19 protein-coding genes are annotated in these 18,735 nt (G+C 68.0%); 15 read left to right on the top strand and 4 right to left on the bottom strand.

Annotated elements, in window-relative coordinates:
* The first annotated feature begins 79 nt into the window (after nucleotides 1–79).
* The 4 genes from rlmB (at nucleotide 80) to G5B40_RS17625 (ending at nucleotide 5,117) form a co-directional block, all read left to right on the top strand.
* The gene (gene rlmB, locus G5B40_RS17640; RefSeq protein ID WP_165101412.1) at nucleotides 80–874 is read left to right on the top strand and encodes a 23S rRNA (guanosine(2251)-2'-O)-methyltransferase RlmB; all 795 of its coding nucleotides are present in this window, start codon (nucleotides 80–82) and stop codon (nucleotides 872–874) included.
* A 485-nt stretch (nucleotides 875–1,359) separates the two neighbouring features.
* Entirely contained in the window at nucleotides 1,360–1,845 is a 486-nt protein-coding gene (locus tag G5B40_RS17635) for a CoA-binding protein (protein ID WP_165101409.1), read from the top strand.
* 38 nt (nucleotides 1,846–1,883) lie between these two features.
* Nucleotides 1,884–3,185, top strand: a complete 1,302-nt coding sequence (locus G5B40_RS17630; RefSeq protein WP_165101406.1) for an O-acetylhomoserine aminocarboxypropyltransferase/cysteine synthase family protein — start codon at nucleotides 1,884–1,886, stop codon at nucleotides 3,183–3,185.
* Between the two features lie 87 nt (nucleotides 3,186–3,272).
* On the top strand, nucleotides 3,273–5,117 hold the full coding sequence (locus G5B40_RS17625; RefSeq protein ID WP_165101403.1) for a hypothetical protein: 1,845 nt from the start codon (nucleotides 3,273–3,275) through the stop codon (nucleotides 5,115–5,117).
* A gap of 179 nt (nucleotides 5,118–5,296) precedes the next feature.
* On the opposite strand, the gene G5B40_RS21475 is transcribed toward G5B40_RS17625, so the two are convergent.
* Both G5B40_RS21475 and G5B40_RS17615 read right to left on the bottom strand, forming a co-directional pair.
* A complete protein-coding gene (locus G5B40_RS21475) occupies nucleotides 5,297–6,904 on the bottom strand; it encodes an NTP transferase domain-containing protein (RefSeq protein ID WP_165101400.1) in 1,608 nt (535 codons plus the stop codon).
* On the bottom strand, nucleotides 6,904–7,929 hold the full coding sequence (locus tag G5B40_RS17615; protein ID WP_165101397.1) for an XdhC family protein: 1,026 nt from the start codon (nucleotides 7,927–7,929) through the stop codon (nucleotides 6,904–6,906). The genes G5B40_RS21475 and G5B40_RS17615 overlap by 1 nt, the downstream gene beginning before the upstream one ends.
* Nucleotides 7,930–8,121: 192 nt before the next feature.
* Here G5B40_RS17615 and G5B40_RS17610 point away from each other — a divergent pair, with 192 nt between their 5' ends.
* The 11 genes from G5B40_RS17610 (at nucleotide 8,122) to yihA (ending at nucleotide 17,467) form a co-directional block, all read left to right on the top strand.
* Nucleotides 8,122–8,709: a PA14 domain-containing protein gene (locus tag G5B40_RS17610; protein WP_165101394.1), complete on the top strand. Its 588-nt coding sequence runs from the start codon at nucleotides 8,122–8,124 to the stop codon at nucleotides 8,707–8,709.
* A 14-nt stretch (nucleotides 8,710–8,723) separates the two neighbouring features.
* Nucleotides 8,724–8,858 (top strand): hypothetical protein, encoded by a 135-nt coding sequence (locus G5B40_RS21445; RefSeq protein ID WP_281350525.1) that lies wholly within the window; start codon nucleotides 8,724–8,726, stop codon nucleotides 8,856–8,858.
* A gap of 125 nt (nucleotides 8,859–8,983) precedes the next feature.
* Complete coding sequence (locus tag G5B40_RS17605) at nucleotides 8,984–9,235, top strand: glutamine synthetase (protein ID WP_165101391.1); 252 nt, start codon at nucleotides 8,984–8,986, stop codon at nucleotides 9,233–9,235.
* Between the two features lie 240 nt (nucleotides 9,236–9,475).
* Complete coding sequence (locus tag G5B40_RS17600) at nucleotides 9,476–10,855, top strand: aldehyde dehydrogenase family protein (RefSeq protein ID WP_165101388.1); 1,380 nt, start codon at nucleotides 9,476–9,478, stop codon at nucleotides 10,853–10,855.
* Nucleotides 10,856–10,857: 2 nt separating this feature from the next.
* Nucleotides 10,858–12,003 carry an iron-containing alcohol dehydrogenase gene (locus G5B40_RS17595; RefSeq protein ID WP_165101385.1) on the top strand — a complete coding sequence of 382 codons (1,146 nt, stop codon included), beginning with the start codon at nucleotides 10,858–10,860 and terminating at the stop codon, nucleotides 12,001–12,003.
* Between the two features lie 52 nt (nucleotides 12,004–12,055).
* Entirely contained in the window at nucleotides 12,056–12,571 is a 516-nt protein-coding gene (gene def / locus G5B40_RS17590) for a peptide deformylase (RefSeq protein ID WP_165101382.1), read from the top strand.
* 364 nt (nucleotides 12,572–12,935) lie between these two features.
* Nucleotides 12,936–13,853 carry a methionyl-tRNA formyltransferase gene (gene fmt, locus G5B40_RS17585; RefSeq protein WP_165101379.1) on the top strand — a complete coding sequence of 306 codons (918 nt, stop codon included), beginning with the start codon at nucleotides 12,936–12,938 and terminating at the stop codon, nucleotides 13,851–13,853.
* Between the two features lie 58 nt (nucleotides 13,854–13,911).
* Complete coding sequence (locus G5B40_RS17580; RefSeq protein WP_165101376.1) at nucleotides 13,912–14,151, top strand: GlsB/YeaQ/YmgE family stress response membrane protein; 240 nt, start codon at nucleotides 13,912–13,914, stop codon at nucleotides 14,149–14,151.
* Nucleotides 14,152–14,230: 79 nt separating this feature from the next.
* A complete protein-coding gene (gene yidC, locus G5B40_RS17575) occupies nucleotides 14,231–16,066 on the top strand; it encodes a membrane protein insertase YidC (RefSeq protein WP_165101373.1) in 1,836 nt (611 codons plus the stop codon).
* Between the two features lies 1 nt (nucleotide 16,067).
* Nucleotides 16,068–16,817 (top strand): MOSC domain-containing protein, encoded by a 750-nt coding sequence (locus tag G5B40_RS17570; protein WP_165101370.1) that lies wholly within the window; start codon nucleotides 16,068–16,070, stop codon nucleotides 16,815–16,817.
* Complete coding sequence (gene yihA, locus G5B40_RS17565; protein WP_165101367.1) at nucleotides 16,814–17,467, top strand: ribosome biogenesis GTP-binding protein YihA/YsxC; 654 nt, start codon at nucleotides 16,814–16,816, stop codon at nucleotides 17,465–17,467. The genes G5B40_RS17570 and yihA overlap by 4 nt, the downstream gene beginning before the upstream one ends.
* 3 nt (nucleotides 17,468–17,470) lie before the next feature.
* Here yihA and G5B40_RS17560 read toward each other — a convergent pair whose 3' ends face one another.
* Entirely contained in the window at nucleotides 17,471–18,151 is a 681-nt protein-coding gene (locus tag G5B40_RS17560; protein ID WP_165103814.1) for a J domain-containing protein, read from the bottom strand.
* Between the two features lie 42 nt (nucleotides 18,152–18,193).
* Nucleotides 18,194–18,535 carry a PhzF family phenazine biosynthesis protein gene (locus G5B40_RS17555; RefSeq protein ID WP_246209869.1) on the bottom strand — a complete coding sequence of 114 codons (342 nt, stop codon included), beginning with the start codon at nucleotides 18,533–18,535 and terminating at the stop codon, nucleotides 18,194–18,196.
* Nucleotides 18,536–18,735 lie beyond the last annotated feature (200 nt).

Raw genomic sequence — 18,735 nt, 5'->3', positions numbered from 1 at the left:
CCCCCTATATGACCCGCCCGCGCGCCGGGGGCCAGCGGCGCAGCATGGCGTTTTTTCACCCGGCGCGCTATCAGGCGCCATGAGTGGAGCGAGACCAGTGAAACCCGCATGGGTGATCGAGAAGGAACGCGCGCGGCGCGAAGGCCCGGCCCCGGTCTGGCTATTCGGCCTTCACGCGGTGCGCGACGCGCTTCTCAACCCGGCGCGCGCGCATGAGCGCCTCATCGTCACCCGCAACGCCGCCGAGAAGCTGCGCGAGGCGATTGAAACTGCTGGTCTGACCCCGGAGATCGCCGATCCCCGCCGGTTTCCCGCGCCGCTCGATCCCGGCTCCGTGCATCAGGGCGCGGCGCTGATGACGCGGCCGCTCGACTGGGGCGACGTCGCCGAGATCTGCGCGCCGACCGATGAAGACCCAGCCCCGGTCGCCGTATTTCTCGACCGGGTGACCGACCCACATAATGTCGGCGCTATCCTCCGCTCGGCCGAGGTGTTCGGCGCCCGCGCGGTGATCGCGCCCTTGCGCCACGCCGCGCCGGAAACCGGCGCGCTGGCGAAATCCGCCTCCGGCGCGCTGGAGCGCCAGCCCTATCTGCGGGTCAAGAACCTCGCCGCGACGATGGAGAGCCTTCGCGAGCGCGGCTACCGGCTTATCGGTCTCGACGGCGAGGCGGAGATGGAGATCGGCGCGGCGTTCGCCGCCCCCGGTCCGCTCGGCCTCGTCCTCGGCGCCGAAGGGCCGGGCCTCAGGGACAAGACGAAACAGACATGCGACGCGCTGGCGCGCATTCCGTCCGCCGCCAGTTTCGGCTCGCTCAATGTCTCCAACGCCGCCGCCGTCGCGCTTTATCGGGCGCGCGAGACGCGGGGCTGAGCGACTGATTCTCCGCCTGCGAATCTTCTCAACCCAAGGTATATTACACCAGTCGATGCTCGCTGCATTTGAGCCCCGAAGCCAAAGCATGGCGCAGTCCGAGCGGCGAAGACATAAACTTGTGATCGCGCATCAACCAGGCGTCCGACAACCTTCGGTCAATCCGGAAAACGCCTAACACGCTGAATTCGTTTATGTTAAATTCGCGGGTTCGACGCAGGGGCGCCATGATTGTGCAAAAGTAAACACTCTCTGCAACAAACCGACACAAAAATGCGAGCGCGGTCTGGATAATCTCTGCTATAAGACCCACATGAGTTTTGAAGGCGGGCTCACTTATGTCTCCTTCATCCACTCACTGTCCCTCGTTCTGACTGCGCCCGCTTCGGCGGGCGCATTTTTTTGTCCGACACCGCTTCCGGTCTCGCGTCATGCGCGTGCGCGACGCTTTGACAACCGCGCCGCGCCTTGCGACACCGCTATGCATGCGCCATTCGGACAGTGAAATCAGAACGATCCTCGACGATGTGAAATCCATCGCTGTTGTCGGGATCTCCACCAATCCCGTGCGTCCGTCGTATTATGTCGGGCGCTATCTCGGGCTGAAGGATTATCGCGTTCTGCCGGTCAATCCGGTCGCCGCGGGCAAGGAGATTTTCGGCGTCACCGTGCAGCCTTCTCTGAAGGCGCTGGCGGAAAGCGGCGCCGAGGTCCACATGGTCGACATCTTCCGCCGCTCCGAGGAGGCCGGCGCCGTGGTCGATGAGGCGATCGCGCATCTTCTCGATCACGGGCTGAAGGTGATCTGGATGCAGATCGGCGTCATCGACGAGGCGGCCGCGGAGCGCGCGCGCGCGGCGGGGCTGAAAGTGGTCATGAACCTCTGCCCGAAGATGGAGTATCAACGGCTCAAGGGCGAGCTTTCAATGGGCGGGTTCAACACCGGCCGCTTGTCCTCGAAGCTGACTTAGACCAAAGATCAGAGAAGTTAACGAGAAGAGGAGGTCCCATGGCCGAGCGCGAGTACGGATTCGACACACTGCAGATTCACGCCGGAGCCCGCCCCGACCCTTCGACCGGGGCGCGCCAGGTTCCGATCTACCAGAATACGGCCTATGTGTTTCGGGACGCGGATCACGCCGCCGCGCTCTTCAACCTTCAGGAAGTCGGCTATATCTATTCACGCCTGACCAACCCGACGGTCAGCGCGCTCCAGGAGCGGGTTGCGGCGCTCGAGGGCGGCGTCGGCGCGGTCGCCTGCTCCTCGGGTCATGCCGCGCAGATCCTGTCGCTCTTCCCGCTGATGAACCCGGGCAGCAACTTCATCTCCTCGAACCGGCTCTATGGCGGCACGATCACCCAGTTCGGGCAGACCTTCAAGCGCTTCGGGTGGGAGTGCCGCTTCGTCGATCTCGAGGACACGGCGGCGATCCAGAACGCCATCGACGAGAATACGAAGGCGATCTTCTGCGAATCCATCGCCAACCCTGGCGGCTACATCACCGATCTCGAAAAGATCGGCAAGCTGGCGAGTGACGCCGGCCTGCCGCTGATCGTCGACAACACTTCGGCGACGCCCTATCTATGCCGCCCCTTCGAATGGGGCGCGACGCAGGTCGTGCATTCGACCACCAAGTATCTTTCCGGGAACGGCACCTCGATGGGCGGAATCGTCGTCGATTCGGGCAAGTTCGACTGGGTCGCCGCCGGCAAGCATCCCTCGATGACCGAGCCGGAGCCAGCCTATCACGGGTTGAAATTCGCGGAGACCTTCGGGCCGTTGGCCTACACGTTCCACGGCATCGCCATCGGCCTTCGCGATCTCGGCAGCTGCCAGGCGCCGATGAACGCCTTCCAGACCCTGCTCGGCATCGAGACACTCAGCCTGCGGATGGAGCGTCACTGCGCCAACGCGAAAAAGGTCGCGGAGTGGCTTTCGAAGCACAAGGACGTCGAATACGTCTCCTACGCCGGGCTGGACGACAGTCCCTACGCGGACCGGGCGAAGAAATACACGCCGAAAGGCGCCGGCGGGCTTTTCACCTTCGGCGTGAAGGGCGGCTACGAGAGCTGCGTGAAGCTGGTCGATTCGGTGGAGATCTTCAGCCACCTCGCCAATCTCGGCGATGCGCGCTCACTGATCATCCACTCCGCCTCGACCACCCATCGCCAGTTGACGCCGGAGCAACAGTCGGCGGCCGGCGCGGGGCCGGAGGTTGTCCGCCTCTCGATCGGCATCGAGGACCCCGACGACCTGATCGCCGATCTCGAGCAGGGGCTGGCGAAGGCGACCGGGGGCGCGTCGGGCTAGCTCCGGCTAGCGTACCGACGCGGGACGGCCGGCGCGATTAACTTCGCGCCGGCGAGCGATGTCGAGAAGCGACGAGGAGCGGGCGCGGTGAACGACCCGGCGACGAATGGCGAGGGGGGCGCGGCGCAGCTCGCCCTCGAATTCCGCTCCAACGCCTTTTTGCTGCACCAGCGCGAAGGCGAAAGCTGGCGAGAGGCGGCGGCGGCGCCGCTCGAGGCGCCGATCACCGCGCCCGATTTCGACGCCGCCATCTCCCGCATCGGCGAAGAGGCGCGCGCGATCAGCGGAACGGAGGCGCCGGCGGTCGAGCTCTGGCTGCCGCCCGAGCGGGTTCTCATCTCCCGGCTGAAGCCGGACGAGACGCCCGAGGACGCGCTCGCCGCCGCGCCGGCGCCCGTGGAGAAACTGGTTCACGATCTCTCCTCCGCGGGCGATGTCGTCGTCATCACCGAATACTCCGTGGTCGAAGATGCGCTGCGCTATGCGCGCCGCTGGGGCTTCGCGCCGACGAGGGTGACGGCACGCGTCGCGCTCAGGGCCTTTCCCATGGGGCCGGACTTCGCCGAGACCGCCGCGCCGCCGCGTGTCCTTCTGACGGCGATCGCGCCCCTGAAGCGTCTGTCGACCGGGATGGCGCCCGGTCTGGCACTGGCGGCGGCGGCGGTCATCGCGGTGTTGGCGATCTTCGTCGCGCCCATGCTCTTCGGAACGGACTCGCCGCCGCGTCTCGCCGCGCCCGCAGAACTGGCGTTCGCATCCCCGTTCGATGCGCGCGTCTCCACGCCGACGCCGGCGGACCCGGCCCGCCCCGCCGCGCCGGCGCACAAGTCGTCAACGCCCGCGACCGGCGCGCCGAAACCCGAACCCGATACCCCCTCCGACGCGCCGCGGGCGCTGGTGGTGGTCGCGCCGCCGCCGCTGACGGCCGCAGGCGGCGCGCCGATACGCCCCCACGAACTGACGGCGCTGGCGCCGCCCGTCGCAGACGCCGCGCCGCCCGGCGCGCCGGTGCGCGTCGCCTCCGGACCCCGGATAGAGGCGACGCCCGACAGCCCCCCCGCCGATCCGCCCGCGGCCACGGACGCGGCGTCGGAAACCGAAGCGCCGGACGCCGCCGCAAACGACTTGAGGATCGTCACCGCCGCCGGAACGCCAGTCGCAGCCGAGGACGCCCCCCCCGTCCCCGCTCCCCGCCCGGGATCCAGCGCGCCGCCCGAATCGGCGGAGTCCGGGGAAAACCAGGCGGACCAGACGCCGGGCGCCCTCGTAGCCGAGGCCGACTCCAGGATCTTCACCGCCTCGGGAACGCCCGTCGCGCCCGAGAACGCCCCCCCGCTTCCCATTCCACGTCCGGGATCGGAGACGCCCGCCGCGCCCAATTCCGACGCCGCGCCGCCGCCGGAAGAAGCGCCCGTCTCCACAGTTACGCCGACGCCGCCCGCGGCCGATGCGGCGTCAGACAGCCCGGAAGAGGCCGACAGCCCGCCCGGCCCCGGCTCGGTCGCTCGCGCGCCGGCCCCCAAATCCCGCCCTGACGCGCTCGACATGACGCCCTCGGACCGGATCGCGACCTTATCGCCTTCACCAAGCCCGCGCCCGAACACCATCAGAAAACGCGTCGCACCCGTGGCGGTCGAGATCGGCGCGAAGGGCGTGCGCGAGGTTCGCGCGCCGAAGCGACCGGCTCCTAGAGGGCCGGGTGTAGCCAACGCGGCAACGCTGAAGGGCGCGATCCAGTTGGAGGATATGAACCTTCTCGGCGTCTTCGGCGCGGACGGCGCACGCCGCGCGCTTCTGCGGCTGGCCGACGGCCAGGTCTTGCGGGTCAGCCGCGGCACCGTCGTCGAGGGCTGGGTGGTCTCAAGGATCGACGCGACCTCGATGCGGATCACCCGCGGCGGAGAGGCGCGGGTCCTCGATCTCGTGCAATAGCAGGCATCGCGCGGTGGAGTTTCGGAACGGCCCATTCAGCGCCGCGGGCGCGCCGGGAGGATGCGCCGCATCCCCGCGCAGCGCGTCCATCCCCGAGCGCAGCCCGCCGCAGGCTGGACGGATGCGCGCGTTGGCCGCCCCGCCCCCTCGGCAGACGAAGACGCCGCCGAGCTTGAACTTCAGGCGTCAGCCCGCCAATTCGCCCAGTCCTCCGGAGTGTCGAGGTCGATACGCGCCGCGGCGCTTCCAAACTTCACGAGCCGCACCAGATCGGCATGGGCGGCGAGCAGCGCGCGCGCGCCCTCATCACCTTCGAGCGCGCGCAGGGGCTCGAAGAAACGTCTACCGAAAAGCACCGGATTGCCCGGCGCACCGTCGCCGGTCGCGGCGCGTATAATCTCCCGCCCCTCATCCGCGTCATAGGCGGCGATGAGCGCGTCGACCTCCGTCGCGCCGATCTCCGGCATGTCGGCCAGCGCGATCAGGGCGCAGTCAGCGTCGGGCGCGATCGCCGCCATTCCGGCGCGGATCGAGGCGCCCATGCCCTCCACCGCCTGGTTATTCTCCACGATACGCACCCGGAGCCCGTCGAGCGCGGCGCGGCGCGCCTCGTCCGCCGGACGAAGGACGACCACCACCTCATCCGCCTGGCTCGCGATTAGCGCCGCCGTCGTCCGGCGGATCAGCGGCTGACCGCCCGCATCCTCGGTCAGCTTGTCCGCTCCCCGCATCCGGCTCGATGAGCCGGCGGCCAGAAGAACCGCGGAGACGAAGGGCCGCCCCGGCTTGGCGCGCGCCGCCTTGCCGTCGCGCGGCTGCGGACGCGAAGGGATTTCCTTCAGCAGCCCGCCGACGCCCATCTCCTCGATATCCGCCGCGCTCACGTCGAGGCCGGCGATCATCCGCTCAAGCACCCAGTCGGCGCCGTTGAGCCGGGGCGAACGCGCGCAACCCGGCAGGCCGAGCACCGGACGCCCGTCAAGTTCGCCGATGAAGAGCAGGTTTCCCGGATCGACCGGCGCCCCGAACCGGGTGATCCGCCCGCCCGCCGCGACGACCGCGGCGGGCGCGACATCGCGCCGGTCGGAAGTGGCGGAGCCGCCGAGAATGAGGACGGCGTCGCCAGCGGCCGCGCGGAGGGCCGCCGCGAGCGCCGTGGTTTCATGCGGGGTCTCGACATGGGCCGCCGCTTCTGCGCCGAGCGCGGCGAGCCGCGCCTCGAGGGCGGCCGCGCCCTTCTCGATCAGCTTCGGCTTCATGCCCTCGGTCCGGGTCAGGATCAGCGCTGCGCGGAGGGGCCGGAACGGATGCAGCCGGAGCGCGCCCTTCGCCAACTCCGCCGCGGCCCGCACCGCGTCGGCCGGGGCGGCGTAGGGGATGATCTTTACCGTCGCCAGCATTTGACGCGGGGCGACGCGGGCGAAATCCGGCAGCGTGGCGATGGTCACCGCCTCGTCCACGGCGTTCGCCGCCCCGATTGCGGCCGAATCGACACGAAGCACGCCGGCAGCCTCGGCGTAGACATTCGCCCTGCCGGTGAAGGGAGCGGAGACCGTCAGCTCCGGCCCGTCAAGCGGCGCCGCGATCGCCGCCGCCGCATCATTCTCCGGCATGTCGCCGGGGCCGAGCCGCGCCACCCAGACCTCAGCCGCGCCCGCCTCGTCCAACGCCGCCGCGTCCGCCGCCGAAAGCGTCTCGCCCTTGGCGTAGCGCCGCCCTGCGACGCGGATCGAATGGGCGAGGACGAGCCCCGCCGCCGCCCGCGCCGGAACCGGGCCGAACTCCATCAGGCGGCCTTTCGGAGCCGCTCGACCAGTTGCGCCATGATCGCCACCGCGATCTCCGCCGGGGATTTCGCCCCGATATCGAGCCCGACAGGCGCATGAATGCGGCCGATCTCCTCCGGGCTGAAGCCTGCTTCCGAAAGCCGTTTCACCCGTTTGGCGTGGGTCCGCGAAGAGCCGAGACAGCCGAGATAGAAGACCGGCGCGCGCAGCGCCGCGATGATCGCCGGATCGTCGATTTTCGGGTCATGGGTCAGGGTGACGACCGCCGTCCGCTCGTCCAGCCCGAACGCGGCGAGCGCGGCGTCGGGCCAGTCATGGGTGATGTTCTCGTCGGGAAAACGCGCCGGCGTGGCGAAAGCCTCACGCGGGTCGATCAGCAGCGCATCATAGCCGGTCAGCCGCGCCATCCGCATCAGCGGCTGCGCGATGTGCACGGCGCCGATCACCGCCATCCTTAGCGGCGCGTTGTGCACGCCGAGGAACCAGCCGGTTCCGCCCGCGAATCCAGACTTGTCGGTGCGCCGCGCCGTCGCCGCCTCGTCCGCCAGGTCGTCCGCCGCGCCCGGCATAATCAGCCGACGCTCCCAGGTCTCAGGCTTCACCGCATAGATTGCCGGCTTGCGTTTGGCCCGCGCCTCGGCCAGCGCGCGGATCATCGCCGCGTCCGGCCCGCGTCCGATCCCGATCGGCTCGACCATCACCTTGATCTCGCCGCCACAGGCAAGGCCGACGGCGAACGCCTCGTCGTCGGAGACGCCGAATTCCAACACCCGGCAATCGCCGTCCTCCAGCGCCTCCAGCGCTTCCGCCGCCACCGCGCCCTCGACGCAGCCGCCGGAAACCGAGCCCGCCAGTTCAGCGTCCGAGGAGATCGCGAGTTGCGATCCGGTGGGCCGCGGCGCCGAACCCCAAGTCTGTATCACGGTGGCGAGGGCGGCGCCCTTGCCGGCGTCGATCCAGTCCAGCGCTGTTTCGACGATGCTGTCATGCGCGGCGAGGCCATGAACGGCGAGGTTCTCGGTCATTCCTTCGCTCCTTCGGCGATTCTCGCCCAGTCTCCGCCCGGGCGTCATCCGACGAGAGCATGGTGCCGCGTCAGCGACGCCGCAAGTGGCCGGCGCGCCGCAGGGCGCGCGTTTACTTTCGCGCCGGCGGTGATCTAGTGTCGCGATCACGATGTTATGAACGGCCCGCAGACAACAATGGGGAGAAGACAAATGCGCGCAATCCGACTGGCCGCGCCTGCGATTGCGGCGGTGATGTTGTTCGCCGCCAATGTGGAGGCGGAGACGTTACAGCTCAGCCCGGCGAACCCGCAGCCCAACGCAGAGGAACTCGCCCAAGGGCTCGCGGTCACCTACGCCTATCCGCCAGAGGTCAAATCGATCCGCGACGCGGAGCACTGGCTAGGCGGTGCGCGAAAGGTCGGCCCGCCGCTGAGCGGGCTGCACTATATCGACACCCGCAAGGGCGACAAGGTGATGACCTCCGAGAAGGCGACGCGCGTCGCCGCCGAGATCACCGGCTATGTCCGCTTCGAGCGGGCCGGAGCGCACAAGATCGAGTTTTTTTCCAATGACGGCGTCAGCGCCGAACTCGGTGGACAGGAAGTCGCTTGGTATGATGGCCGGCATCCCTGCAACAGCGCCGGTTATCAGGACGTCTCGGTCCCCGAACCCGGCTGGTACGAGCTGAAGATCATCTATTTTCAGCGGCTGGAGACCGCCTGCCTCCTGATGAAATGGGATGGCGGCGAGGGCGGCATGGCCTGGGCGCAAGACGACGTGTTCGCCTACCGGAAATAACGGGCCTTCGGCAGATGCGAAGCTGGCCGGGTTTTCTGAAGAAGCCCGGCCTCGCGGAGCATGCGCGGCGGCGCATCACCTTCGTTCTTCGCGGCGCGTGGAAGCATGACGGCGATCGGCTGATCGCCGCGCCGACGGCGGCGCCATGAAGCCGAAGCTCTCGACATGCGCCTTCTTCCCCGGGCGCCAGGCGCCGCGCTGACGCTGGCGGGCTCCCTCGACCATCACGGCGCTCCGGTCTCGTACGCCCCGCAGGCGACTTCGCAACTGCCTCATGGGCGCCGGGGTTCCGGTCGAGAACGCCAGGGGCGCGGCGGCGGTGTTGGCCGAGGCCAACCTGCGCCATTCCGACGCGCTGGACGCCGCCCGCCACCACGTGATGGTGACGGCGGCGGCGATGGAGATCGCCCGCGCTCAGGGCCGCGCCTTCACCTCCTTGGCGAATTACAGCGACGGTGTGGCGGGGGCCTCCCGCCACGCTCACCAGTCGCGGATCGGGACAAACGGCGCGCCGGTACTTCCCTAGCCCGCGGACCGTCACGTCGTGATGCGTCGTTACGTCGCCGAGCTCAGGACCATGCGGGCGAAAGCGCGCCCCCGATTCCCGCGACGCGACAGTGGCGTTGGAAAGGCCGGAAATGCTACGGGAGGCGATGGGCGGCGAATTGATGGACCACTGCGTTCACGCCGCGCGGCAGGAGCAGGAGGACGTTGACCGGAAAGTGACCGATTGCCAACTTTCCCGCGGTTTTGAGAGGGCCTGAAAATGTCTGACACGATCCGCTGCATCTCGCCCATCGATGGCTCGCTCTACGCGGAGCGCGCGGCGATGGACGAGAGGGAGGCCGCCGCCGCCGCAACGAGGGCGAAAGCGGCGCAAGCCGAATGGGCGGCGCGCCCGCTGTACGAACGCGCGGCGTTGGTCGAGGCCGGCGTCAAGGAACTGACCAGGGCGAAGGACGAAGCCGCCGAGGAACTGGCCTGGCAGATGGGCAGGCCGGTCCGCTACGGCGGCGAGTTCGGCGGCGTGGAGGAGCGCGCCTTCCACATGGCCGGCATCGCGGAGGAGGCGCTGGCGCCAATCGAGATTTCCGGTGATTCGGGCCTGCGCCGCCTGATCCGGCGCGAGCCGCATGGCCTCGTCCTCGCCATCGCGCCGTGGAATTATCCCTACATGACCGCGATCAACTCGATCGTCCCGGCGCTGATCGCGGGCAACACTGTGATGCTCAAGCCCGCCGCACAGACGTTGCTGACCGGCGAGCGTATGGCGGCGGCGTTCCATAAAGCCGGAGTGCCGGATGATGTCTTCCAGATCCTCTTCGTCAGTCACGAGACGACCACGAAACTGATCGCGAAACGCGCCTTCGATTTCATCAACTTCACCGGCTCGGTCGGCGGCGGCAGGGCGATCGAGAAAGCCGCGGCAGGAACCTTCACCGGTCTCGGACTGGAGCTTGGCGGCAAGGATCCCGGCTATGTGCTCGAGGATGCGGATGTGGAGGCGGCGGCCGAGGCGCTGATCGACGGCGCGATGTTCAATTCCGGGCAGTGCTGTTGCGGTATCGAGCGGATCTATGTGGCGGCGCCGCTCTTCGACCGTTTCATCGCTAAGGCGGTCAGCATCGTCGAGGGCCATGTGCTCGGCAATCCGCTCGACCCTGAAATCACGCTCGGCCCGATGGCGCAGAAACGCTTCGCCGAGCTTGTCCGCAGGCAGGTCGCGGCGGCGGTCGACAGTGGCGCGAAAAAGCTGATCGACAGCGCGCGGTTTCCCGAGGCCGGCGGCGCCTATCTCGCGCCGCAGATCCTGATCGATGTCGACCACAAGATGGAGTTGATGCGCGAGGAGAACTTCGGCCCCGTCGTCGGCGTCATGAAAGTCGACGGCGACGAGGAGGCGTTGGACCTGATGAACGACAGCGCCTATGGCCTCACCGCCTCGCTCTGGACGCAGGATATCGAGCGGGCCGAGCGGCTCGGCGCGCGGCTGGACACCGGCACCGTATTCATGAACCGCTGCGATTATCTCGATCCCTCGCTCTGCTGGACCGGCCGCAAGAACACCGGACGGGGGGGCGCGCTCTCGGTGATCGGTTACCAAAGCCTGACCCGGCCGAAATCATTCTACCTCAGGAAAACCTGACCATGTCCTTCAACGCCAACTGGTCCTACCCCACCGCCATCCGTTTCGGGGCCGGACGCATAAGCGAGCTTGGCGAAGCCTGCGCCGCCACCGGCATGAAGCGCCCGCTTCTTGTCACCGACCGCACTCTCGCGCGGCTGCCGATCATCGAGAGCGCGCTTCAGTCAATGGCGGCGGCCGGGCTCGGCCGGACGGTCTTCGCCGAGGTCGACGCCAACCCGACCGGCGCCAATCTCGAGGCCGGCGTCGCGGCCTTTCGCGCCGGAGAGCACGACGGCGTTGTGGCGTTCGGCGGCGGCTCGGGAATCGACCTCGGCAAGGCGGTCGCCTTCATGGCCGGGCAGACCCGCCCGGTGTGGGATTTCGAGGATATCGGCGACTGGTGGAAGCGCGCGAACGCCGACGCCATCGCGCCGATCGTGGCGGTTCCGACCACAGCCGGCACCGGCTCGGAGGTCGGCCGGGCCTCGGTCATCACCAACGAGGCGACCGCAGAGAAGAAGATTATCTTCCATCCGAAAGTCATGCCCGCCGTCGTGATCGCCGACCCGGAGCTGACCGTCGGCATGCCGCGCGCGATCACGGCCGGCACCGGGATGGACGCCTTCGCGCATTGTCTGGAGGCCTATTGCTCGCCCCGTTATCACCCGATGAGCCAGGGTATCGCGCTGGAGGGAATGCGACTGGTGAAGGACAATCTTCCGGTCGCCTATGAGGACCCGGAGGATATCGAGGCGCGCGCGCAGATGATGTCGGCGGCGATGATGGGAGCGGTGGCGTTCCAGAAAGGGCTTGGCGCGCTCCACGCGATTTCGCACCCTGTCGGCGCCATCCATCACACCCATCACGGCGCCACGAACGCGGTGGTGATGGCGCCGGTGCTCGCCTTCAATAGGAAGGCGATCGAAGCGCGGATCGGCGCGGCGGCGGCCTATCTCGGCATCGCCGGCGGCTTCGACGGGTTCGCGGATTTCATCGACGATCTCACGGGCGCGCTCGGCATACCGGCGACGCTGACAGGGCTGGGCGTCGAGGCCCCCGACATCGATAGACTTACCGAGTCGGCGCTGAAGGATCCGTCATGCGGCGGCAACCCGATCGAACTGACGCGCGAGAACCTGCGCCCGCTGATCGAAAGCTGCTTTTAGCCGATGGCGCGCCACCGTTGACCGGCGCGCGGCCATCGCCTACCTCGCTGTCATGAGCATTCTGCCAATCCTGATCCATCCCGACCCGCGCCTGAAGCGGGTCTGCGACCCGGTCGCCGACCCGGCGTCCGTCGCCGGCCTGATCGAGGACATGTTCCAGACCATGTACGACGCGCCGGGCATCGGCCTCGCCGCGGCGCAGGTCGGCGTCAACGCGCGCGTCCTTGTGATGGACTGCGCCGGGAAGGAGGAGGAACCGGACCCGGTGGCGATGATCAACCCGGAGATCCTCGAAATCTCGGAAGAGATGAACGAACATGAGGAGGGCTGCCTCTCAATCCCTGAGCAATACGCGATGGTCGCGCGTCCGGCGGAAGTGGTCGTACGCTGGACCACGCCCTCGCACGGGACCGACGAGCGACGATTCGACGGCCTGCGCGCGACCTGCGTCCAGCACGAGATCGACCACCTGGACGGCCGGCTCTTCATCGACCATATCGGTTCAGTCCGCCGCCAGATGATCACCCAGAAGATGAAGAAGCTGAAACGCGAGCGCGCCAAGGCGTGAGCGCGGACGATTTCATGACCTGGGCGGACCAGAACAGCGCGTGGCCGCCGGCCTTCGTCGCGCCCGGTCGCGCCGGCAGCGGCGCCAGGATGGATGCCGCCGCTCTTGCGGCGCCGGATGACGCAGCTAGCCGGGGCGCCGGCGCGCGGCGGATCATGAATGCCAATGGCGGTCCGAGCAATTGTTCCTCGTTCACAGGTCGGAAAGCGGCGCGCAATCGCGGTCTCGCCACAACATATGCGGGAAGCCCGCCGACGCGGCGCTGGCTCCAGACGCGCTCAGCGGACGCAGCTGAACACGGGCGAGGGCTGGTGAGGCGACGGAGGCCGCTGGACCGATACGCCAGGTTGCGGCGGAGCGGTTGATGCGGATCGCTTTCATGGGAACGCCGGATTTCGCGGTACCGGCGCTGGAGGCGTTGGCCGCGCGCCATGAGATCGCCGCCGTCTACACGCAACCGCCGCGCCCTGCGGGGCGGGGCGGGCGGCCGCGGCCCACGCCGGTGGCGCAACGGGCGGCGGCGCTGGGAATCGCGGTTCGCACGCCGGCTAACTTCCGTGAGGCGGCCGAGCGCGCGGCGTTCGCGGCGCTCGGGCTCGACGCGGCGGTCGTCGTCGCCTATGGGCTCTTGCTGCCAGAGGCGGTGCTCGACGCGCCGCGCCATGGCTGCTTCAACCTTCACGCCTCGCTTCTGCCGCGCTGGCGCGGGGCGGCGCCGATCCAGCGGGCCATCATCGCGGGGGACTCGGAAACTGGCGTTTGCGTGATGCGGATGGAAAAGGGGCTCGACACCGGCCCGGTCGCTCTGACCGCGCGCACGCCGATCCGGGCGGACGACACAGCCGGCGCGCTGCATGACCGGCTCTCCGCGCTCGGCGCGCCGCTGATGGTCGAGGCGCTGGAACTGCTCGGCGCAGGCCGGCTTCAGCTGACCCCGCAGCCGGCGGAGGGGGTCTACGCGCCGAAGATCGACAAGCGCGAGGCCGGGATAGACTGGCGCCGGCCGGCGACGGAGGTCGACCGGCTGATCCGCGGCCTCTCGCCCTTTCCGGGCGCCTGGTTCATACTTGGGGGCGAGCGCGTGAAAGTCCTCATGTCGGAGCTCGCGCCGGGCGCCGGCGCGCCGGGCGCGGTGCTGGACGACAGGCTCGCGATCGCCTGCGGGTCGGGCGCGGTGCGGTTGACCCGGTTGCAGCGCGCCGGCGCCGGCCCGCTCGATGCGCGGGACTTCCTGCGCGGCCGGCCGGTTCCGGCTGGCGTCGAGTTGGAGAGCAAATCGTGATCTTCGCCGCGCGGCGGCCGCGCGCTCAGGCTTTTCCGCGAAACTGAAGGAGGCGCACATGTCGGTCATCCTGCTGATCCTCATCGGCCTCGCCGCCGGGTTCGTCGCAACGAAACTGATGAAGGTGGAACTTTCGCTCATCGAAACCGCGGCGCTCGGCGTTCTCGGCGCGCTGGTCGGCGGTTTCACGCTGCGCATGCTTCTCGCCGCCTCGAGCGTCCTGCTCGGGCTCGCGGGCGCCGTGGTCGGCTCCTGCGCGCTGATCTGGCTCAATCGGCGCTGGATTCGCCGCCGCTGAGCGCACGCGGCGTCGCCGCACCCCTTGACCTTGGGCCGCGTCGGGGGTTCAACCCGCCGCAGCCTGTTAGGAGCCTGAAATGTCCGACCAGAAGAACCTGATCGCCGCCGCCGGCCTCAGTTTCCTCGTGATCATCGCCTGGACCTTCTTTTTCGCCCCGCCGCCCGACCCAGATGTCGCCGGGCCAGTGGCGACGGAAGGCGTCGTGGCGCCGGGCGAAGCGCCCGCCAATGCGACAGGCGATGCGGCGGTCAGTTCCACCCCGACTGTCGATCAGAGCGCCGCGCCCGGAGACGCCGCCCCGGCGAGCGAATCCGCCGCCGCCGCGCCGGCCCGGATCAAGATCGAGACGCCGTCCTATTCCGGCACCATCTCGCTGCGCGGCGGGCGGCTCGACGACCTGCATCTGACCGATTACAGGGAAACGCTCGACCCGACCTCCGACACCGTGGTTCAACTCGCCCCGGTAGGAACCACGCACCCCTATTACGCGGTCTATGGCTGGCTGAACGCGGAGGGTGGAACCGAGAAGACGCCGGATCCGAACACCGAATGGTCGGTTGAAACAGGTGAAGTTCTGACGCCGGAGACGCCGATAACGCTGATCTGGGACAATGGCGAGGGACTGATCTTCCGCCGCAATATCGCGGTGGACGAAAAGTACATGTTCACCATCACCCAGTCGGTGGAGAACACCACCGGGGCATCGGTCAGCCTCGCGCCTTACGGATATATCGCGCGGCGCGGCGAGCCGGAGACGGTGAACTTCTTCATTCTCCACGAAGGCGCGGTCGGCGTCATCGACGGCGAATTGAAGGAGATCGACTATGGCGACATGGAGGATCTGCCGACATCCGGACCCGGCGTCTTTCAGGAGCGGGTGTCGGCGACCAAGGACGGCTTCGCCGGCTTCACCGACAAATACTGGATGACCACCATCGCGCCGGGCCCCGGCGTCGCCTTCGACGCCGCATTCAAGCTGATAAAGCGCGCGAGCGGTCCCGAGTACCGGACCGAGGCGCTGCTGCCGATCCGCAACGTCGCGGCCGGCTCGTCATCCGAGGCGTCCACCTATCTCTTCTCAGGCGCCAAGGAGTACGAGACGATCGAAGCCTATCAAGAGACTCTCGGCATCGATCGCTTTGATGACAGCATCGACTGGGGCTGGTTCTTCTTTCTGACGAAGCCGATCTTCAAGCTGTTGCTCTGGGTCGAAGGCGTGATCGGCAACATGGGTTGGTCGATCATCGTGCTGACGCTGATCATCAAGGCGGCGCTCTTCCCGCTCGCCTACAAATCCTATGTCTCGATGTCGAAGATGAAGAAGCTTCAGCCCGAGATGGAGAAGATCAAGGAGCGCGTGGGCGACGACCGCCAGAAGATGCAGCAGGAGATGATGGCGCTCTACAAGAAGGAGAAGGCCAACCCGGCGGCGGGCTGTCTGCCGATCATCCTGCAGATCCCGATCTTCTTCTCGCTGTACAAGGTGCTCTTCGTCACCATCGAGATGCGGCACGCGCCGTTCATCTGGTGGATTCACGACCTGTCGGCGCCTGATCCGACCTCGATCCTGAACCTCTTCGGGCTTCTGCCCTGGGCGGCGCCGGACCCGAATTCATTGCTCGCGATCCTCTCGATCGGCGTCTTCCCGATCCTGATGGGGATCACGATGTGGATGCAGCAGAAGCTGAACCCGGCCCCGACGGACAAGATGCAGGCGCAGATCTTCGCCTGGATGCCGTGGATCTTCATGTTCATGCTCGGCCGCTTCGCCAGCGGGCTGGTGATCTACTGGTGCGCGAACAACACCATCACCTTCATCCAGCAATACCTGATCATGCGAAGCCAGGGGGTCGATGTGGATTTCCTCGGCAATGTGAAGAAGAGTCTGAAGCGCAAACCGAAGGAAGGCTGACATGGGCCGGCTCACCGGGATACGCCGCCACCCGGTCAAGGGTCTCGGCGACGAGAGGCTTGAGGCGGTCGTCCTTTCGGCCGGCCGGCACGTTCCCTGGGACCGCGCCTGGGCCGTCGCGCACGGGAAATCCGCCTTCGATCCCGTGAAGCCCGAATGGGTGGCGCGGCGGAATTTCGTGGTTCAGGCGAACAGCCCCGAGCTTTCCCGGATCGCCTGCGCCTATGATGAGGCGGGCGGGCGGCTGTCATTCTCGCATCCGGCGCTGGGCGCGCTCGACGCCGACCCCGGGGCGGAAGGTGAGAGGATCGCCGATTGGATCGCGCCGGTCGCCGCGGGTTCCGGCCCCGGCCCCTACACATTGGTCAGGCTGCCGAACGGCGGCGTGCTTACCGATGTCGCCGACGCTCATGTCTCCATCGGCAATCTCGCCACGCTCCGCGCGCTGGAGGAGATCGCCGGGCGGAAACTTGCGCCGATCCGCTTTCGGATGAATCTCTGGCTCGACGGCTTCGCCCCGTGGGAGGAGTTCGACTGGCTGGGCCGGGAGATTTCGGTCGGCGCCGCCCGGCTCCGCGTCACCGCGCGCGTCACCCGCTGCACGGCGCCGGCCGCGAGCCCGGACACGGGCGCCCGCGACGTCGAAGTAACGAAACTGCTCCACGCCCAGTACCGGCACACGGATTTCGGCGTCTACTCTCAGGTCGTGCGCGGCGGGGAAATCGCGATCCGCGATGAGGCCGGAACATGAGCCTTTTCCCCCTCGCCAAAGAACCGGAAGCCGCCGATGCCGAAGCCGGCCGCAAGCTCTTCGCCGGCCGCTGCGACTTCGTCAAGGGCGTCGTCGCGATGGACGGGCTGCCGGCGGCCGACCGGATGGAGATCTGCTTCGCCGGCCGCTCCAATGTCGGCAAATCCTCCCTTATCAACGCGCTGACCGGGCGAAAGGCGCTCGCCCGCGCCTCCAATACACCGGGCCGAACGCAGGAGATCAACTTCTTTGACCTTTCCGGCGCGCTCTGGCTGGTAGACCTGCCCGGCTATGGCTACGCCGAGGCGCCGGTCGAGGTGGTGGCGCGCTGGCAGGCGCTGCTGAAGACCTATCTCGCGGGCCGGGCGACATTGCGGCGCGCCTATGTGCTGATCGATGCGCGCCACGGCGTCAAACCGGTCGATCACGAGATCATGACGCTGCTCGACGGCGCGGCGGTCAGCTTTCAGGCGGTGCTGACCAAATCCGACAAGATCGGCGCAGCGGCGCTGGCGAAGGTCGTCGAACGGGTCGGCGAGGACCTGAAGCGGCACCCGACCGCGTTTCCAGCACTCATCGCCACCTCGTCCGAAACCGGTGCAGGGATCCCGACGCTCCGCGCCGCTGTGGCGAGGCTGCTCGCTGAGTAGCCTTCAGGCGGCGCGTCTCGCCTTGATCGCCTCATAGGCGTCGTTCACCTCGGTGAGCCGCCTAGTCGCCATCTTCACCGCTTCCTCGGGCACGCCGCGGGCGATCATACGATCCGGATGCGTCTCCCGCACGATGGCGCGCCAGCGATTCCGGATTTCGGACAGTGGCGTCTCCGGCGTCACCGAGAGAACGGCGTAAGGGTCGTGATGATCGGGCGAATAGCGCGCCCGGATCGCTTCGAACGCTGCATCCGACAGGCCGAAGATCGACGCGACCTCGGCGAGAAAGGCGTCTTCCGACGGGTGATACTCGCCGTCGGCGAGGGCGATGTGAAACAGTCCCTCCAGCACGTCCTCCAGCACCGCGCTGTCCGGTCCGAATAGCCGGGCGATCTGGCGCGCGTAGCCGTCGAACCCGGCGACATCGTTGCGCGCCAAGTTGAAGACGCGCGCTGCGCTCTTCTCGTCCTCGGGCAGAATCTGAAAGACCTCGCGAAAGGCCATGACTTCGTCGCGCGTCACCCGCCCGTCAGCCTTCGCCATCTTCGCGCCGAGCGCGATCACCGCGATGGTGAAGCCAACCGAACGTTCCGGCGGGGTCTTCAGCCTGTCGAAGACAGCGGAAAGCCCCTCGCCCTTGGAAAGGGCGGAGAGCGCTTCGGCGATGCGGGTCCAGATCGACATGGCGCGCAGCATAGCCGATTTCCCGGCGGTCGCGCGATAGGCTCAATCGAGACGTCGCGTCGCGCCCGACACCCTGACCGGCGCGCCCTTTTCGGCCGTTGAGACCGCGTGGAGGCGCGTGGGCGCGCCCATATCCTCGGCCTGAATGATTGTGATCGCCCCGGTCAACCGGCCGCTGTCGCGCAGCCAGCCCGAGAGCGCCGCCGCAGCCGCGCCCTCGAAAACACCGCCGGTCGGAAAGGCGAGCCGGGCGTTGAAAGCGCGCTCGTCACGCCGGTTCAGGAAATACGCGCCGATGGGTTCATGCGCGTTCAGGAGCCTCGCTCTGGCGCGAGGATCATATTCCTGGTGGGCGAGCCCCACGCGCGTCCGGAAGGGAACGATCAGCCGCTCAGCGCCGGCCGTCGCCCTGACCGGCGACAGTTCGGGGCCGAGATCGGCCTCATCGAGCCAGAATATCGCAAACGCGGCGGCGAGGAGCCTGGGCTCCGGCGCGCGATGCGCGTTCCGCGCCGAGGTCAGCGCCGCGCGTCAGCCATCGCCATCGGCTTAAGCGGCGACCGCGACCAGCGCGTCGTCAAATT

Origin of the sequence: Pikeienuella piscinae, from assembly GCF_011044155.1 — a bacterium.
GTDB lineage: Bacteria > Pseudomonadota > Alphaproteobacteria > Rhodobacterales > Rhodobacteraceae > Pikeienuella > Pikeienuella piscinae.
This window is presented reverse-complemented; position numbering and strand designations above follow the sequence as displayed.

What these genes read in the sequence shown, in the direction of transcription:
- def (WP_165101382.1), top strand. Translation starts at nt 12,056, where the DNA reads ATGAGCATTCTGCCAATCCTGATCCATCCCGACCCGCGCCTGAAGCGG.
- G5B40_RS17630 (WP_165101406.1), top strand. Translation starts at nt 1,884, where the DNA reads ATGGCCGAGCGCGAGTACGGATTCGACACACTGCAGATTCACGCCGGA.
- rlmB (WP_165101412.1), top strand. Translation starts at nt 80, where the DNA reads ATGAGTGGAGCGAGACCAGTGAAACCCGCATGGGTGATCGAGAAGGAA.
- G5B40_RS17570 (WP_165101370.1), top strand. Translation starts at nt 16,068, where the DNA reads ATGGGCCGGCTCACCGGGATACGCCGCCACCCGGTCAAGGGTCTCGGC.
- G5B40_RS21445 (WP_281350525.1), top strand. Translation starts at nt 8,724, where the DNA reads ATGCGAAGCTGGCCGGGTTTTCTGAAGAAGCCCGGCCTCGCGGAGCAT.
- G5B40_RS17635 (WP_165101409.1), top strand. Translation starts at nt 1,360, where the DNA reads ATGCGCCATTCGGACAGTGAAATCAGAACGATCCTCGACGATGTGAAA.
- G5B40_RS17600 (WP_165101388.1), top strand. Translation starts at nt 9,476, where the DNA reads ATGTCTGACACGATCCGCTGCATCTCGCCCATCGATGGCTCGCTCTAC.
- G5B40_RS21475 (WP_165101400.1), bottom strand. Translation starts at nt 6,904, where the DNA reads ATGGAGTTCGGCCCGGTTCCGGCGCGGGCGGCGGCGGGGCTCGTCCTC.
- yihA (WP_165101367.1), top strand. Translation starts at nt 16,814, where the DNA reads ATGAGCCTTTTCCCCCTCGCCAAAGAACCGGAAGCCGCCGATGCCGAA.
- G5B40_RS17580 (WP_165101376.1), top strand. Translation starts at nt 13,912, where the DNA reads ATGTCGGTCATCCTGCTGATCCTCATCGGCCTCGCCGCCGGGTTCGTC.
- G5B40_RS17610 (WP_165101394.1), top strand. Translation starts at nt 8,122, where the DNA reads ATGCGCGCAATCCGACTGGCCGCGCCTGCGATTGCGGCGGTGATGTTG.
- G5B40_RS17595 (WP_165101385.1), top strand. Translation starts at nt 10,858, where the DNA reads ATGTCCTTCAACGCCAACTGGTCCTACCCCACCGCCATCCGTTTCGGG.
- G5B40_RS17560 (WP_165103814.1), bottom strand. Translation starts at nt 18,151, where the DNA reads ATGTCGATCTGGACCCGCATCGCCGAAGCGCTCTCCGCCCTTTCCAAG.
- fmt (WP_165101379.1), top strand. Translation starts at nt 12,936, where the DNA reads ATGCGGATCGCTTTCATGGGAACGCCGGATTTCGCGGTACCGGCGCTG.
- G5B40_RS17605 (WP_165101391.1), top strand. Translation starts at nt 8,984, where the DNA reads ATGGGCGCCGGGGTTCCGGTCGAGAACGCCAGGGGCGCGGCGGCGGTG.
- yidC (WP_165101373.1), top strand. Translation starts at nt 14,231, where the DNA reads ATGTCCGACCAGAAGAACCTGATCGCCGCCGCCGGCCTCAGTTTCCTC.
- G5B40_RS17615 (WP_165101397.1), bottom strand. Translation starts at nt 7,929, where the DNA reads ATGACCGAGAACCTCGCCGTTCATGGCCTCGCCGCGCATGACAGCATC.